This window comes from Rathayibacter sp. AY1A2 (assembly GCF_002930935.1).
GTDB lineage: Bacteria > Actinomycetota > Actinomycetes > Actinomycetales > Microbacteriaceae > Rathayibacter.
Map to the genome: position 1 here is coordinate 21,747 of NZ_PSTP01000020.1, position 15,230 is coordinate 36,976.

Sequence of the window (15,230 nt, forward strand, 5' to 3'; positions counted from 1 at the left end):
GCGGTACCGGTCAGCTCCGGAGTTCCGTGATTACGGAATGTTTGCAATAGTGGAGGCATGACCTCCTCCCGAGACCTCGCCGGCGAGGTCGACGAGCTTCGAGCGCGGCTGGACCGCCTTGAGCGCGCCGACACCCCCGCCGCGCCCGCCGCCGACGATCCGCTCTGGGCCCTGACCGCTCTCCGCGAGCGCCTGCCCTCTCCCGGCGGAGTCGTCTTCGCCGGCTCGGTCGCCACTCCGGCCGGCCCCGTCGAGTGGCAGTACGGCCTCAGCACCGACGCGTTCTTCGAGCGCGACTGGGGAGCGAGCCCCGGGCCGACCGCGCTCGCCGCGCTGGGCAGCCCCGTGCGTCTGCGGTTCCTGCAGGCGGTGGCCGGCGGAGTCGAGACCGTCGCGCAGCTCGCCGAGAGCGAGGGCGCGGGCACCACCGGGCAGATCTACCACCACGTCAACCAGCTGGTCGCCGCCGGCTGGCTGGAGGCGCGCGGCCGCGGTCGCTACGGCGTCCCGCCGGAGCGCCTCGTCCCCCTGCTCGTGATCCTGCTCGCCTCCGGAGGACCCCGATGACCCGCCGCCGCCTCGCTCTCGCCGCCGCCTCCGCCGCGGCCGTCGTCCTGCTCGGCGGAGTGCTGCTCCGTCCCTCCGCTCCCACCCTCTCGACCGAGGCGACGGGCGACGCCGAGATCGCCGTGTGGCTCCGGACCGACGTCGGGGACGGGGCGCGGAACCACCTCGTCGCCGCCGTGATCACGCCCGACGGCGTGCGCTACGGCGGACTCGGAGCCGACGAGCGGACCGAGGTCGAGATCGGATCGGTCACGAAGACGATGACCGCGCTCCTCCTCGCCCGGAGCGCCGCCGAGGGGACGGTCGGGCTCGAGGACCCCGCCGCCGAGCACGCCGACGTCGGCGGCTTCACCGGGACGCTCGAGGAGCTGGCGACCCACCGCTCCGGCCTGCCGCGCCTCCCCACCGGTGTCGGCGACCTCGCCTCGACGCTCGTCGCCCAGCTGCGCGGCACGGACCCGTACGCGGGCTGGTCGGCCGACGACGTCCTCCGGCAGGCCGCCGAGGCGGACCAGGGCGAGCACGTGCACGCCTACTCGAACCTCGGTGCGGCGGTGCTGGGCCAGACGCTCGCCCGCGCCGAGGGCCGCGACTACGCCGACCTCCTCCGCGAGCGCGTCCTCGATCCGCTCGGGATGACCGCGACCTCCGTCCCGGAGACCGCGGACGCCCTCCCCGGCGACGCGCCGACCGGCTTCTCGGCGAGCGGGCGGTCCGTCGACGCGTGGACGATGGCGGGCTACGCGCCGGCGGGCGGCGTCCGCTCCACGGCGGTGGACATGGCCCGCTACGCGCAGGCCCTCCTCACCGACGACCCCGCGCTGGGCGTGCCCGCCGCGAGCGTCCTGGATCCCCGGTTCGACGCCGACGGGGCGCGGATCGGCCTCGGCTGGTTCACCTCGGAGTCGGAGGACGGCGGATCCGTCACCTGGCACAACGGAGGGACCTCCGGCTACTCGACGATGCTCGCGATGGACCGGGAGCGCGGCCTAGCCGTGTTCGTCAACGGGGACACGGCGAGCTCGGTCGACGAGCTCGGTCTGCGCCTGCTGCAGCTCGCCGGGGAGGAGTCGTGATGATCGCCTCGATCCTCGTCCTGCTCGTCGTCGCGTTCACCGTCGGCCGCTTCGCCCTGGGGAGCATCCCCCGGCGCCGGGCGGCCGGGTTCCTCGACCGCGACCGCGTCCGGACGCTCGCCCGCGGCGTCGAGGCCGTCGCCGTGCTGCTGCTCGGGCGGGCGCTCGTCGACTGGTCGGCGCTGACGCTGCTCCCCTGGGCCGTGCTGGTGGCTCTCACCGCGGCCGGGGCGGCCGGCGCCGTGCTGCGCTGGGACGGGCTGCCGTGGTTCGAGGACCCGGCGCGCCGCCGCTCGCGGACGACCGGGCTCGCGGCGACCGTCGCCGTATCGGCGGTCCTGATCGGCGTCCTGGGCTGAGCGCCGCGCACCTGCCGTCGGATCCGCGCCTTCCGCGGTGGTCGCGTGCTGCTGCGAGGCGGGAGGAGTGGCGGCGGGCGCGGGCGGGAGCGGCGTCAGCCGGTCTGCGCGGGGAGGTCGTCGGGCTCGGCGTTGTCGAGGACGCGGCCGTTCTGGTCGCCGACGCTCAGGACGGTCGTCGGGCGGAGGTTGAGGGTGTCGCCGCCGTAGAGGCTGTCGATGTCGACGCCGTCGCGGCGCACCGAGTTCAGCGCGGAAAGGTAGTCGGAGCTGATGCAGAACCGGTCCGCGATCCGCTCGCTGATGTCGCCCGCTGCCACCAGGTAGGAGGCCGGGGCGCCGTCGGAGGCGGTGCTCGCCGTCCCGGTCGCGCCGGCGCGGGCGCCGCGGTCGCGCACGCGCTCGAGGTCGACGCCGTCGAGCGTCCCCTCGTCGAGCGCCTGAACGACGCACTCGCCCGAGACGTCCTCGACGGGTGCGGGAGTGGTCGAGACGCTCGGCACCGGCCGCGGCGTGGACTCGGCTCCGGCGGCGGGCGGCGCGGTCGAGGCGGTCGAGGCGGTCGAGGCGGTCGGCTCGGCGGGTGCGGCGGCGGGGCTCGTCGCCTCCGCCGTGCAGCCGGCGAGCAGGACCACGGCGGAGAGGGCGATCACGAGGCGCTGCGTCGTCCGGACCATTCCGCGACTCTAACCCGGCACCCGGGCGGCCGGGCGCCACCGCGCCCAGCGGGCTGCGGGCGATCCGGTCGAGGCCGCTGGACCCGGCCGACGCGCAGGCCCGACCGAGGCGGGGCTCGGGCGGCCCCTGGACGGCGCGCCCCCGATTGACCTCCCCCGTCGATCGCACCCATGCCGAGCACCTGTTGGACACGCGGCCCGAACCGGAGTCGACTGAGACCATGCAGTACACGCACCTCGGTCGCACCGGCCTGTCCGTCTCCCGCACCGTCCTCGGCACCATGAACTTCGGCATGCAGACCGAGGAGTCCGACTCGTTCGCGATCATGGACCGCGCGCACGAGCTCGGCGTCAACTTCTTCGACACCGCCAACGTCTACGGAGGCGAGGCCGGCCGCGGCGCCACCGAGGAGATCGTGGGCCGCTGGTTCGCGCAGGGCGGCGAGCGCCGCGAGCGCACCGTCCTCGCGACCAAGGTCTTCGGCGACATGGGCGAGTTCGCCGCTCCCGGAGCCGAGCGCGGCCGCGACTCCTGGCCCAACGGCGGCCGCCTCTCGGCGCTCACCCTGCGCCGCGCGCTCGACGAGAGCCTCCGCCGCCTGCAGACGGACCACATCGACCTCTACCAGTTCCACCACGTCGACCGGACGACTCCCTGGGACGAGATCTGGCAGGCGATGGAGGTCGCCGTCCAGCAGGGCAAGGTCCTCTACGTCGGCTCCAGCAACTTCGCCGGCTGGCACCTCGCCCAGGCGCAGGAGGCGGCGCGCGCCCGCCACTTCACCGGCCTCGCCTCCGAGCAGTCGATCTACAACCTGCTCGTCCGCGACGTCGAGCGCGAGGTCCTGCCCGCGGCGCTGCACTACGGGCTCGGCGTCATCCCCTGGTCGCCGCTGCAGGGCGGACTGCTGGGCGGCGTGCTCGAGAAGACCGCGGAGGGCGGGCGCCGCTCCTCCGAGCGCACCCTCGCCGCGATCGAGGAGCACCGTCCCGCGCTCGAGCAGTGGGAGGCGTTCGCCCGCGAGCGCGGCGAGGCGCCCGGCGAGCTGGCGCTGGCGTGGCTCCTCCACCAGCCCGCCGTCACCGGTCCGATCACCGGGCCGCGGACGCTCGAGCAGCTCGAGAGCGCCGTCGCCGCCGTCGACATCACCCTCGACGCCGAGGCCCTCGCGCGCCTCGACGAGATCTTCCCCGGCCACCGGACCGCCCCCGAGGACTACGCCTGGTGACCACCCACCCCATTGCGAAGGAGCATTCATGAAGCAGCGCACTCTCGGCGACGTCCAGGTCGGCGCGATCGGACTCGGCGGCATGCCGATGTCGATCGAGGGCCGCCCGGACCGCGAGCGCTCGATCGCCACGATCCACGCCGCCCTCGACGCCGGCGTGACCCTGATCGACACGGCCGACGCCTACCACCTCGCCACCCAGGACGACCTCGGCCACAACGAGCTGCTGATCGCGGAGGCGCTGCGCAGCTACGGCGGCGACACCTCCGCCGTGCTCGTCGCCACCAAGGGCGGCCACCTGCGGCGCGAGCCCGGCCCCTGGGATCAGGACGGCCGCCCCGAGTACCTCAAGGAGGCGGCCCGCGCGTCCGCGAAGCGCCTCGGCGTCGACGCGATCGGCCTCTACCAGTACCACCGGCCCGACCCGGCGGTCCCCTACGCCGACTCGATCGGAGCGCTGGCCGAGCTGCTCGACGAGGGCGTCGTCCTCCGCGCGGGCATCTCGAACGCCGACCCGGACCAGATCCGCGAGGCGCACGGCATCCTCGGCGAGCGCCTGGTCTCGGTGCAGAACCAGTTCTCGCCGTCGTTCCGCTCCAGCGAGCCGGAGCTCGAGCTCTGCGCCGAGCTCGGACTGGCGTTCCTGCCGTGGAGCCCGCTCGGCGGCATCTCCTCGGCGGGCGAGCTCGGCTCGCGCTACTCCGCGTTCGCGGCGGTCGCCGAGGCCCGCGGCGTGACGCCGCAGGTCGTCTGCCTCGCCTGGGAGCTGGCGAAGGCCCCGGTCGTGCTGCCGATCCCGGGCGCCTCCCGCCCCGAGAGCATCCGCGACTCCGCCACGGCGGCCGACCTGGAGCTCACGCCCGAGGAGCTGGCCTCGCTCGACTGAGCCCGTTCATGACGGAGGAGGGATCCGGTCGAGGCACCGGTCCGACGCGGATCGCGGGATCTCGGCGCTGGTCCCTCCTCCGTTGCGAGCGCGTTCCGACTCAGACCGCGTCCTGCAGCGGCTGCGGGAGGGCCGAGACGAACGCGCGGGCCGCGGCGCTCGGCCGTTCCGGCACCGCCACCATCGTCCGCCACACCAGGAGCGGATCGGCGAGGGCCACCGCCCGCAGCCCGGCCGGGCGCTTCTCGGCGAAGTGCGCCGGCACGACCGCGATCCCCATGCCGTACTCGACCAGGTCGAGCAGCGTGTGCACGTCGTTCACCTCGAGCTCGACCTCGAACGCGAGGCCGTGCGCCGCGAACGCCCGCGCCGCGAGGTGACTCGCCGCCCAGTGCTCCTGCAGCCCCACGATCGTCTCGCCCGCAAGGTCCGGGATGCGGCAGCCGACGCGGCTCGCGAGCGGGTGACCCGGGCGCACGAGCACCGCGAAGCCCTCGCTCGCCAGCGGCATCGTCCGCACGCCGCCCGGCACGGCTCCGATGTCGGCGACCAGCGCCAGGTCGAGGCGGCCGGCGGCGACGGAGTCGAGCAGCGTGCCGGACCCCTCGTGGATCAGCCGGAGCGCGACTCCCGGGTGCTGCTCGCGGAAGGTCGCGAGCTCGCGCGGCAGGTGCACGCCGCCGAGGCACTCCTCCGTGCCGACCGCGAGGCTCCCGCGGAGCACCCCCTGCACGGCGAGAACCGCGTCGCGGGCGGCGAGCGCGCTGGCGACCGAGCGCTCCGACTCCGCGAGCATCGCCCGGCCGGCCGGCGTCAGCTCGACCCGGCGCGTGCTGCGGGTGAACAGGGGGCTGCCCAGCTCGCTCTCGAGCGCGCGGATCGACGCCGAGAGGCCCGACTGCGAGATCTGCAGGGCGCTCGCGGCGCGGGTGAAGTGCTGCTCCTTCGCGACGGCGAGGAAGTGTTCGAGCTGTCGCAGTTCCATGGGTCCATCCTCGTCGCGCGGGCGGAGGAGCGGGGACCGGACCCGGCACTCCCCAGCGGCCGCTCGGCCGCCGGGTGCGGAGCCGGCCGGCGCATACGGCGGCGGCGGCCGCGAGAGCCCGCTCGGCTCAGGCGTCGGCGGACGAGATCGCGAGGACGATCGCCGTCAGCGTCGCCCGCAGGCGCTCGAGCGACGCGGGCTCCGACTCGTCCTCGAGGATCGACTGCTTCACCGCGTCGTCGTAGCCCGCCACCAGCAGGCGCACGGCCGTCGTCGGCTCGAGGGAGAACTCGCGGCGCACCTGGCGCAGCGCCCCGTGCACGATCTGCACGAGCGAGGCGTCGAAGCCGGCGCGGAAGTCGCGGTACTGCGGAGCGATCCGGGGGTCGCGGAGCGCGAGCAGCTCGAACTCCGACTCGACCACGCACCAGCGGCGGTTGTCGGTGGCAGGTCCCTGGAGGAAGTCGAGGATGACCACGGCCAGCGTCTCGGCCGTCAGCGGCTCGTCGGCCGAGACGACGCGCGGGATCGTGCGGTCCATCTGCTCGACGAGGGCCGTCACCCGGGCGCCGTTCTCCCGCTCCATGAGCGCGAAGAACAGCTCCTCCTTGGTGGAGAAGTTGGAGTAGAAGGCGCCGCGCGAGAACCCGGCGCGCTCGCAGATCTGCTCGACGGACGCGCTGTGCACGCCGGTCTCGGCGAAGACGTCGTAGGCCGCGTCGAGCAGGCGCTCGCGGGTGCGGCCTCGGCGGGAGGTCTCGGGAGGGGTGGAGTCGATCGCCGTCATCACCAGCCTCCTGCCCGCCCTGTCAACACCTTCGACGCCGTTCACCTTATCCGATACATTCACGTATCGAATACGGTCCTGTATCGGATACGCTCGTGTATCGGAGCCCGGCTCCGCCCTGGTACAGAGACGTATCGCCACCCTCCCCACCCATCGTCAGGAGACCGCGTGTCGTCGCTGCTCTACCGTCTCGGTCGTCGCGTGTACCGCGCCCACCGCCTCGTCGCCGTCCTGTGGCTGCTGATCGTGGTGGCGGGCGGAGGAGGAGCGCTGCTGCTCAACCAGGGCACCGACAACACGTTCTCCATCCCGGGCACGCAGTCGCAGACCGCCCTCGACCAGCTCGAGCGCACCTTCCCCCAGGTCAGCGGCACGTCCGCGCGGTACGTGGTCGTCGCGCCCGACGGGGGCAGCGTCCAGGACGCCGACGTGAAGGGCCCCGTCAGCGACGCGGTCGCCGCGCTCGGCGACGTCGACGAGGTCGCAGCCGTCACGGACCCCTACTCCGACAGCGTGTCCGGCACGATCTCCGACGCCGGGAACGCCCTCGTCATCACCGCGCAGATGGACGGCTCCGCCACCACCACGAGCCCCGAGAGCCGCGACGCGCTGAAGGCCGAGGCGACGACCCTCCAGGACGCGCTGCCCGCCGGCTCCGTGGTCTCGCTCGGCGGCGACCTCTTCGCCCAGAACCTCCCCGGCGTGACCATCACGGAGGCGATCGGCCTCGTGGTCGCCCTCGTCGTCCTCGTGCTCACCTTCGGCTCGTTCCTGGCCGCCGGCATGCCGCTGGTCACCGCACTGCTGGGTGTCGCCCTCTCGATGTCGGCCATCTTCATCGCCACCCGCTTCGCCTCGATCTCCTCGACCACGCCGCTCCTGGCCCTGATGCTGGGCCTGGCGGTCGGGATCGACTACGCCCTCTTCATCATCAGCCGCCACCAGGACCAGCTGAAGCAGGGCATGGACCCGGAGGAGTCGACCGCGCGGGCGACCGCGACCGCGGGCTCCGCCGTCGTCTTCGCGGGCCTGACCGTGATCATCGCGCTCGTCGGCCTCTCGGTCGCGGGCATCCCGTTCCTCACCACGATGGGCGTCGCAGCGGCGGGCGGAGTCGCGATCGCCGTGGTCATCGCGCTCACCCTGACCCCCGCCCTCCTCGGCTTCGCCGGCGCGCGGCTGCGCCCGAAGGAGCGCCGCGCGAAGAAGAAGGCCGCGAAGGCCGCCGCCGCCGCGGGCACCCACTCCGACACCGAGGCGCACGAGGAGGCGGCGACCGCCTCCCCCGGCGGCCACGTGCACGCCGAGGTCCCGCGCGGGTTCTTCCGCGGCTGGGTCCGGGTCGTCACGCGCTTCCCGATCGTGACGATCATCGCGGTGATCGGCGTGCTCGGCGTCGCGAGCATCCCGGCGCTCAGCCTCCGCCTCGCCCTGCCGGACGCCGGCTACCAGGCCGAGGGCACTCCCGCGCGCACCACCTACGACCTGCTCGCCGAGAACTTCGGCGCCGGCTACAACGGCCCGCTCATCGTCACCGGCACGATCATCGGCTCGACCGATCCGCTCGGCCTGATGGACGACCTCAAGGGCGAGATCGAGAAGCTCGACGGAGTCGCCTCGGTGCCGCTCGCGACGCCCAACGAGACCGCCGACACCGGCATCATCCAGGTGATCCCCGAGGGCGGCCCCGACTCCGAGGCCACCAAGGCCCTGGTCGCCGAGATCCGCGACAAGCACGACTACTTCCAGCAGGAGTACGGCGTCGACCTCGCGGTGACCGGCCAGACCGCGGTCGGGATCGACATCTCGGACACGCTCGCCAAGGCCCTCCTGCCGTTCGGCCTGCTCGTCGTGGGCCTGTCGCTGGTGCTGCTGACGATGGTGTTCCGCTCGCTCTGGGTGCCGATCAAGGCGACGCTGGGCTACCTGCTGTCGGTCGGCGCGTCCTTCGGCGCCGTGGCGGCGGTGTTCGAGTGGGGATGGTTCTCGGACGCTCTGCACGTCGACAAGACGGGCCCGATCATCAGCTTCATGCCGATCATCCTGATGGGCGTGCTCTTCGGCCTCGCGATGGACTACGAGGTGTTCCTGGTCTCGCGGATGCGCGAGGACTACGTGCACGGGAGGCCGGCGCGCGCCGCTGTCGAGTCGGGCTTCGTCGGCTCGGCCAAGGTGGTCACGGCCGCCGCGGTCATCATGTTCTCGGTCTTCGCCGCCTTCGTGCCGGAGGGGGACACCAACATCAAGCCGATCGCGCTCGGGCTCGCCGTGGGCGTCTTCGTCGACGCGTTCATCGTGCGGATGACGCTGGTGCCCGCCGTGCTGCACCTGCTCGGTGACCGCGCCTGGCACATGCCGCGCTGGCTCGACCGCGTCCTGCCGTCCTTCGACGTCGAGGGCGAGGGCCTCACGAAGGAGCTCGCGCTGGCCGACTGGCCGGAGCCCGGATCCACGGACGTGATAGCGGCCGAGGACCTCCGCCTCGACGGACCCGACGGTCCCGTCTACAGCGGCGTCTCGCTGCGGGTCGCGCCCGGCTCCTCCCTCGTGGTCCACGGGCCGCACCGCTCCGGCCGCACCGCGCTGCTGCTGAGCATCGCCGGCCGGCTCGCCCCCGACTCCGGGCGCCTGAAGGTCGCGGGCCTGGTCGTGCCGATCCGCTCCGCCGCCGTGCGCGGCCGGGTCGGGCTGGTGCGCCTCGCCGGAGCCGCCGACCCCGTCGCCGACGTCCGGTCGGCCCTGGAGTCGGCCCCGCCGATCCTGGTGCTCGACGACCTCGACACGGTCACCGACCCGCAGCTGCGCGGCGCGATCCGGGCCGAGCTCGACGCCGCCCGCGCCGCCGACGACGCGTTCACCGTGGTCGCCTCCTCCGTCGACGCCGAGGCGCTCGACGACCTCCTCCCCACCGACCGCGGCGTGCTCGCGGTCTCGCCCGCGGCCGAGCGCCGCGCGATCGCAAAGGTCCTCTGACAGATGGCTCTCCTCTCCCTCGAACGCCCCCGCGGCGTCAAGAAGGTGTCCTGGCTGACCCTTCTCGGGATCGTCCTGGTCCCCCTCGTCATCGGCGGCCTCCTGGTCTGGGCGCTGTGGAACCCGACCGAGCGCCTCGACACGATCACGGCCGCCGTGGTCAACGAGGACACCCCGGTCGAGATCAACGGGCAGACCGTGCCGCTCGGGCGCCAGCTCGCGGCCGGCCTGGTGACGGGCGGCACCGACTCCGCGAGCTCGGACGCCCCCTCCTCCACCCCCTCGGCGAGCGCGACGCCGTCCGCGAGCACGACCCCGGTGCCCAACGTCTCCGGCTCGGACTCGACGGGCAACTTCACCTGGGTCCTCACGGACAAGGACGACGCTGCCAAGGGCCTCGCCGACGGCAGCTACGCGACCGTCGTGACGATCCCCTCCTCCTTCTCCGCCGCCGCCACCTCGTACTCCGGCGACGCCGCGGAGGCGACGAAGGCGACCATCGACATCGCCACCAGCGAGAAGGCCAAGCTCGTCGACGACGCCATCTCGGCCACCGTGACCAGCACCGCCACCTCGCTGCTCAACACGCAGCTGACCACGGCCTACCTCGAGAACGTCTACGTCGGCTTCAACACCCTCAACGAGCAGATCGGCCAGGCGGCCGAGGGCGCGGGCACGCTCGCCGACGGCGCCGACCAGCTCGGCACCGGCGCCTCGACCCTCGCCGACGGCACGAGCAGCCTCGCCGACGGGATCGACGAGCTCGCCACCGGCGCCTCCTCGCTCTCGGACGGCGTCGGGCAGATCGGCACCGGAGCCTCGTCCCTCGCCGACGGCGTGGGGCAGCTGGGCACCGGAGCCTCCGACCTCTCCGGCGGAGTCGCGCAGCTGGCCACCGGTGCGCGCGGCCTCTCCGGCGGAGTGGGACAGCTCGCGACGGGCGCCCGCGACTCGGCGACCGGGGCGACCGCGCTGCAGGGCGGCGCCTCCGACCTGGCCGACGGGCTCGACCAGCTGAGGGAGGGAGTGGTGAGGACCGGCGACGGGACCCAGCAGGTCGCCGCCCTCAGCGCCGGCGCCGCCGCCGCCACTGCGGGGACCTTCGAGGCGCTCAGCGCCGCGCTCGAGGGCTGCGAGACGACGCAGTGCCTCGCCGCGCGCGCCGTCATCGCCTCGGCGGACGGACCCACCGGCGCGACCACCCTCGCCACGACGACCGCGGGAGCCGTCGCCGGGATCGACGCGGGCATCCGCCTCGGCGGCGACGGGCAGCCCTCGCTGATCGACGCGGTCGGGCAGTCCGCCACCGGCGCGCGCACTCTCTCGGGGGGTATCGGACAGCTGTCCGGCGGCCTGACGCAGCTCGCCGAAGGCGCGGACGACGCCGCGGGCGGAGCCTCCCAGCTCGCCGACGGCCTCGACACCACGGCGGCCGGGTCGGCGCAGCTCGCGACCGGCGCCACCACCGCCGCGGCCGGTGCCCGCGACCTCGCGACCGGCGCGACCACGGCCGCGGGCGGCGCCGCCGACCTCGCCGGGGGAGCCTCCTCCGCCGCCGACGGAGCCGACCAGCTCGCCGACGGCGCGAGCGGGGTCTCGGACGGCGCCGTGCAGCTCGCCGACGGCACCCGCACGCTCGCGACCGGCCTCGACGCCGCGGTCGCGCAGCTCCCGACCTACACCGAGTCGGAGTCGACGAACCTCGCCGACGTCGTCTCGGACCCGGTCGAGAACGCGAGCAGCGCGACCGACCTGTTCGGAGCCTCCAGCGTCCCGTTCTTCGCGACGATCGCCCTCTGGCTGGGCGCCCTCGCGACGTTCCTGGTGCTCGCCGCGTTCTCGCACCGCGCGCTCTCCTCGACCCGCTCCTCCGCCGCGCTCGCCCTCTCCTCCTACGTGCCGGCGCTCGTGATCGGCGTGGTGCAGGGACTCGCGGTCGCGATCGTGATGAGCGGGGTCGCGGGCCTGGAGCCGGGCCGCTGGGTCGGCTTCGCCCTTCTGGCGATGCTCACCGGCGCCTCGTTCGCCGCGGTGAACCAGGGGCTGGTCGCCCTGCTCGGAGGGATCGGCCGCTTCCTCGCGATGGTCGCGGCGGTGATCGCGCTCGGCGCGGGCATCATCTCGACGGTCCCCGGGCTGTTCGACGACGTGCTCGGGTTCCTGCCGCTCTCGGCGGCGCAGAACGCGCTGTCCGGAGTGGTCGAGGGCACCGACGGCACGGCCGGCGCCGTCGTCGGCCTGGTGATCTGGCTGCTGTTCGGCCTGCTGCTCACCGTCGCCGCGATCGCCCGTCGCCGGGTCGTCTCGGTCCGCGCCCTGCACCGCACCGCGGAGGCGTAGGCCGCGCCTCGCGCCACTCCTCCCCCGAACCGGGGACGGGTGGCGCGAGGATCGCGCCACCGCCGCGCCTCTCCGGGCGACCGGCCCCGGCCGGGGCTAGCCTGACGCGATGGAGTCGGAACCGATGGCGATCCGGACGCGACGGGTGTACGGCCCATCGGTCCTGCGACGCCTCCGCGCCCTCCTCCTGCGGCTCCTCGGCGCCGGCCTCGCGGCCGTGCTCATCCCGTTCGCCGTCCTCGCGGACCGCCGCGGCGTCCTCGACGAGTCGGTGCTCGCGCTCGGCCTCCTCGCCCTCACCGTCGTCATCGGACTGGCCTCGGCGGTCTCGCTCTTCGTCGTCTCCCCCACCCGCGTGATGACGACCGAGACGCAGGTCGTGCTGATGCGCGGCCGCCGCCGCCGCGAGCAGTGGCCCCGCCGGTCGGTCCGCTTCCTCGAGTCCGCCGACGGCGACGGCTTCGTCGCCTGGTGCCGCGGAGACGGAGTCGAGGTCCGCTGCGGCCACTTCCGCCCGGAGGACCTCGCCGCCCTGCTCGCCGACCTCGGCGCCGCCGCCCGCGTCCGCGACGCCCTGCCGCCCGCTCTGGCCGGGCCCGCCTCGGCCGTCCGCTTCCGGCCGCACCGCGCTCCGCTCCAGCGCCGGGCGGTCGCCCTGGTCGTCGTCGCCACGGAGGCGTTCGCCGCCGGCGTCCTGGCCGTCGCCCTCGCGGGATCCCCGTCGGGCGACCGCGCGCAGATCGCGCTGGGGGCGGTCGTCGTGGCGCTCTCCCTCCCGCTCGGGCTGGTCGCGGCGCGGCTGGCGCTGCGGCCCGGACTGCCGGGCTCGATCGTGGTGTCGGAGTCGGCCATCCAGATCGACGGGCTGATCTTCCCGCTCGAGGCCCTGCGCTCGGTCGTCGCCTCGAGCCCGACGGGGAGCCGGAGCCTCCGCCTGACCCTCACCGAGACGAACGGCCGCGTCACGGAGATCCCCCTCGGGCTGCGGGTGCCGACGCTGCGGCGCGACCAGCTCTTCCCCGACTACCCGCTGCTGCTCGGCGTGCTGCGCGAGCGCACGGCGGGGCTGCTGCGGATCGAGGGCTGAGGCTCAGTCCTCGGCGCCGTCGGCGATGCGCTGGTGGTGGTGGATGACCTCGGCGACGATGAACCCGAGGAACTTCTCGGCGAACGCCGGGTCGAGGTGCGACTCCTCGGCGAGCGCCCGCAGCCGCGCGATCTGGCGCGCCTCGCGCTCGAGGTCCGCGGCGGGCAGCCCGTGCGCGGCCTTCAGCCGGCCGACCTTCTGCGTGAACTTGAAGCGCTCGGCGAGAAGGTGGATCAGCGCCGCGTCGATGTTGTCGATGCTCTGACGGATCTGCACGAGCTCGGCCCGCGCCAGGGACTCCTCGTGCGACGGCTCCTCGTGCGACAGCTCCTCGTGCGACAGCTCCTCGGTCATGCCCCGACCCTAACGGACCGCCCCCGGACACGACGACGGCCCCTGCCCGGAGTCCGGGAGGGGCCGTCGAGAGGGCTCGGTCAGTCGACCAGGTTGATCTGCACGGGGATGTTGCCGCGGGTGGCGTTGGAGTACGGGCAGAGCTGGTGCGCCGCATCGGCCACCTTCTGCGCGTCCTCGGAGCTCGCCTTCGGCACGTAGACGTCGAGCTCGACCGAGAGGCCGAAGCCGTCGGAGTCGTTCTTCCCGATCGAGACGCTGGCCGAGACGGCCGCGTCGGTCGTGTCGATCTTCAGCTGGCGACCGGCTCCGTGCAGGGCGCTGAGGAAGCAGGCGGAGTAGCCGGCCGCGAACAGCTGCTCGGGGTTGGTCCCCTCGCCGGAGCCGCCGAGCTCCTGCGGGGCGCGGGTGTCGAGGTCGAGACGGTCGTCCTCGGTGCGGACGTGGCCGTCGCGTCCTCCACCGGAGGCGTGGGCGATGGCGGTGTAGAGAGCATCCATCCCCCCATCCCACCACTCGGCCGCCGTGAGTCGGGTGAACGCGGGATGCACGTCCGTGCGTTCTCCCGGGAATCCCCCTCGGGAACGCTCCGGGGAGCGTCAAGCCCCTCCCCCTCGGCGCCCTCCGGGTGTGCGGTGGAGGGACACCGACCCCGACCGGCGCGAGCCGGAGAACGGACACGAGCATGCGAGCACTCACCTGGCAGGGCATCGAGAAGGTCTCGGTCGAGACCGTCCCCGACCCCCGCATCCAGCAGCCGACCGACGCGATCGTCCGGATCACCTCGACCGCGATCTGCGGCTCCGACCTGCACCTCTACCGCCTCCTCGGGCCCTACATCGACCGCGGGGACGTGCTCGGCCACGAGCCGATGGGCGTCGTCGAGGAGGTGGGCTCCGGAGTCACCACCCTGAAGCCCGGCGACCGCGTCGTCGTGCCCTTCACCATCGCCTGCGGCGAGTGCTTCATGTGCCGCCGAGGGCTGCAGTCGCAGTGCGAGACGACGCAGGTCACCGAGTACGGCTCGGGGGCGGCGCTCTTCGGCTACACGAAGATGTACGGCCAGGTCCCCGGAGGGCAGGCCGAACTGCTCCGCGTGCCGCTGGCCGACTACAACACGATCGTCGTCGGCACGCACCTGCCGGACGAGCGCTACCTCTTCCTCAGCGACATCGTGCCCACCGCGTGGCAGGGCGTGGAGTACGCGCAGGTGCCCGACGGCGGGACCCTGGTCGTCTTCGGACTCGGCCCGGTCGGCCAGTTCGCGGCGCGGATCGGCGCCCACCGCGGCTACCGCGTCCTCGCCGTGGAGCCCGTCGCCGAGCGGCGCGCGATGGCCGAGCGGTACGGCGTCGAGACGTTCGACCTGTCCGACGACATCGCCGCCCAGCTGCGCGACCTCACGGACGGGCGCGGCCCCGACTCCGTCGTCGACGCGGTCGGCATGGAGGCGCACGGCTCGCCGGTCGGCTCGTTCGCGCAGTCGATGGCGGGGCTCCTGCCCGACCCGATCGCCCGCAAGGCGATGGACACGGTCGGCGTCGACCGCCTCGCCGCGGTCCACGCGTCCCTCGACCTGGTGCGCCGCGGCGGCACCGTCTCGCTGAGCGGGGTCTACGGCGGAGAGGCCGACCCGATGCCGCTGAAGTCGATGTTCGACAAGCAGGTGACGGTGCGGATGGGCCAGTGCAACGTGAAGCGCTGGATCGACGATCTGCTGCCGCTGGTGGAGGACGCCTCCGATCCGCTCGGCGTGATGGACCTCGTGACCCACCGGGCGCCGCTCGAGGACGCTCCGGCCCTCTACGAGACCTTCCAGAAGAAGGAGGACGGCTGCATCAAGGTCGTCCTGCACCCCTAGCCGGGGAACAGCGAAGGCGGCGCCCCCCGAGGGGAGCGCCGCCTTCGCG

Annotated in this window: 14 protein-coding genes; 9 read left to right on the forward strand and 5 right to left on the reverse strand. The window is 73.9% G+C overall.

Annotated features, from left to right (window positions below):
• The first annotated feature begins 57 nt into the window (after positions 1-57).
• The 3 genes from C5B93_RS14055 to C5B93_RS14065 are packed head-to-tail and all read left to right on the forward strand — an operon-like array spanning position 58 to position 2,002.
• Positions 58-567 carry a helix-turn-helix transcriptional regulator gene (locus C5B93_RS14055; protein WP_104222749.1) on the forward strand — a complete coding sequence of 170 codons (510 nt, stop codon included), beginning with the start codon at positions 58-60 and terminating at the stop codon, positions 565-567.
• The gene (locus tag C5B93_RS14060) at positions 564-1,643 is read left to right on the forward strand and encodes a serine hydrolase (protein WP_104292729.1); all 1,080 of its coding nucleotides are present in this window, start codon (positions 564-566) and stop codon (positions 1,641-1,643) included. The genes C5B93_RS14055 and C5B93_RS14060 overlap by 4 nt, the downstream gene beginning before the upstream one ends.
• The gene (locus C5B93_RS14065; protein WP_104234265.1) at positions 1,643-2,002 is read left to right on the forward strand and encodes a hypothetical protein; all 360 of its coding nucleotides are present in this window, start codon (positions 1,643-1,645) and stop codon (positions 2,000-2,002) included. Before C5B93_RS14060 ends, C5B93_RS14065 begins: the two co-directional genes overlap by 1 nt.
• 95 nt (positions 2,003-2,097) lie before the next feature.
• Here C5B93_RS14065 and C5B93_RS14070 read toward each other — a convergent pair whose 3' ends face one another.
• Positions 2,098-2,679: a hypothetical protein gene (locus C5B93_RS14070; RefSeq protein WP_104292730.1), complete on the reverse strand. Its 582-nt coding sequence runs from the start codon at positions 2,677-2,679 to the stop codon at positions 2,098-2,100.
• 221 nt (positions 2,680-2,900) lie between these two features.
• Here C5B93_RS14070 and C5B93_RS14075 point away from each other — a divergent pair, with 221 nt between their 5' ends.
• Together C5B93_RS14075 and C5B93_RS14080 are read left to right on the forward strand one after the other, a co-directional pair.
• Complete coding sequence (locus tag C5B93_RS14075; RefSeq protein WP_104222753.1) at positions 2,901-3,908, forward strand: aldo/keto reductase; 1,008 nt, start codon at positions 2,901-2,903, stop codon at positions 3,906-3,908.
• Between the two features lie 28 nt (positions 3,909-3,936).
• Positions 3,937-4,794, forward strand: a complete 858-nt coding sequence (locus tag C5B93_RS14080; protein ID WP_104234268.1) for an aldo/keto reductase — start codon at positions 3,937-3,939, stop codon at positions 4,792-4,794.
• Positions 4,795-4,894: 100 nt separating this feature from the next.
• Here C5B93_RS14080 and C5B93_RS14085 read toward each other — a convergent pair whose 3' ends face one another.
• Both C5B93_RS14085 and C5B93_RS14090 read right to left on the reverse strand, forming a co-directional pair.
• The gene (locus C5B93_RS14085) at positions 4,895-5,779 is read right to left on the reverse strand and encodes a LysR family transcriptional regulator (protein WP_104222755.1); all 885 of its coding nucleotides are present in this window, start codon (positions 5,777-5,779) and stop codon (positions 4,895-4,897) included.
• Positions 5,780-5,906: 127 nt separating this feature from the next.
• Positions 5,907-6,566: a TetR/AcrR family transcriptional regulator gene (locus C5B93_RS14090; protein WP_104292731.1), complete on the reverse strand. Its 660-nt coding sequence runs from the start codon at positions 6,564-6,566 to the stop codon at positions 5,907-5,909.
• A gap of 168 nt (positions 6,567-6,734) precedes the next feature.
• On the opposite strand from C5B93_RS14090, the gene C5B93_RS14095 reads away from it, so the two are divergent.
• The 3 genes from C5B93_RS14095 to C5B93_RS14105 all read left to right on the forward strand — a co-directional run bounded on the left by C5B93_RS14095 (position 6,735) and on the right by C5B93_RS14105 (position 12,966).
• Positions 6,735-9,539, forward strand: a complete 2,805-nt coding sequence (locus C5B93_RS14095) for an MMPL family transporter (protein WP_104292732.1) — start codon at positions 6,735-6,737, stop codon at positions 9,537-9,539.
• A 3-nt stretch (positions 9,540-9,542) separates the two neighbouring features.
• Complete coding sequence (locus tag C5B93_RS14100; RefSeq protein ID WP_104292733.1) at positions 9,543-11,879, forward strand: YhgE/Pip domain-containing protein; 2,337 nt, start codon at positions 9,543-9,545, stop codon at positions 11,877-11,879.
• 109 nt (positions 11,880-11,988) lie between these two features.
• Complete coding sequence (locus C5B93_RS14105) at positions 11,989-12,966, forward strand: hypothetical protein (protein WP_146078498.1); 978 nt, start codon at positions 11,989-11,991, stop codon at positions 12,964-12,966.
• Between the two features lie 3 nt (positions 12,967-12,969).
• Here C5B93_RS14105 and C5B93_RS14110 read toward each other — a convergent pair whose 3' ends face one another.
• Entirely contained in the window at positions 12,970-13,320 is a 351-nt protein-coding gene (locus C5B93_RS14110; protein WP_104292735.1) for a chorismate mutase, read from the reverse strand.
• An 80-nt stretch (positions 13,321-13,400) separates the two neighbouring features.
• On the reverse strand, positions 13,401-13,820 hold the full coding sequence (locus tag C5B93_RS14115) for an organic hydroperoxide resistance protein (protein ID WP_104222761.1): 420 nt from the start codon (positions 13,818-13,820) through the stop codon (positions 13,401-13,403).
• Between the two features lie 185 nt (positions 13,821-14,005).
• Here C5B93_RS14115 and C5B93_RS14120 point away from each other — a divergent pair, with 185 nt between their 5' ends.
• A complete protein-coding gene (locus C5B93_RS14120; protein ID WP_104292736.1) occupies positions 14,006-15,181 on the forward strand; it encodes a zinc-dependent alcohol dehydrogenase in 1,176 nt (391 codons plus the stop codon).
• Positions 15,182-15,230: the final 49 nt, after the last annotated feature.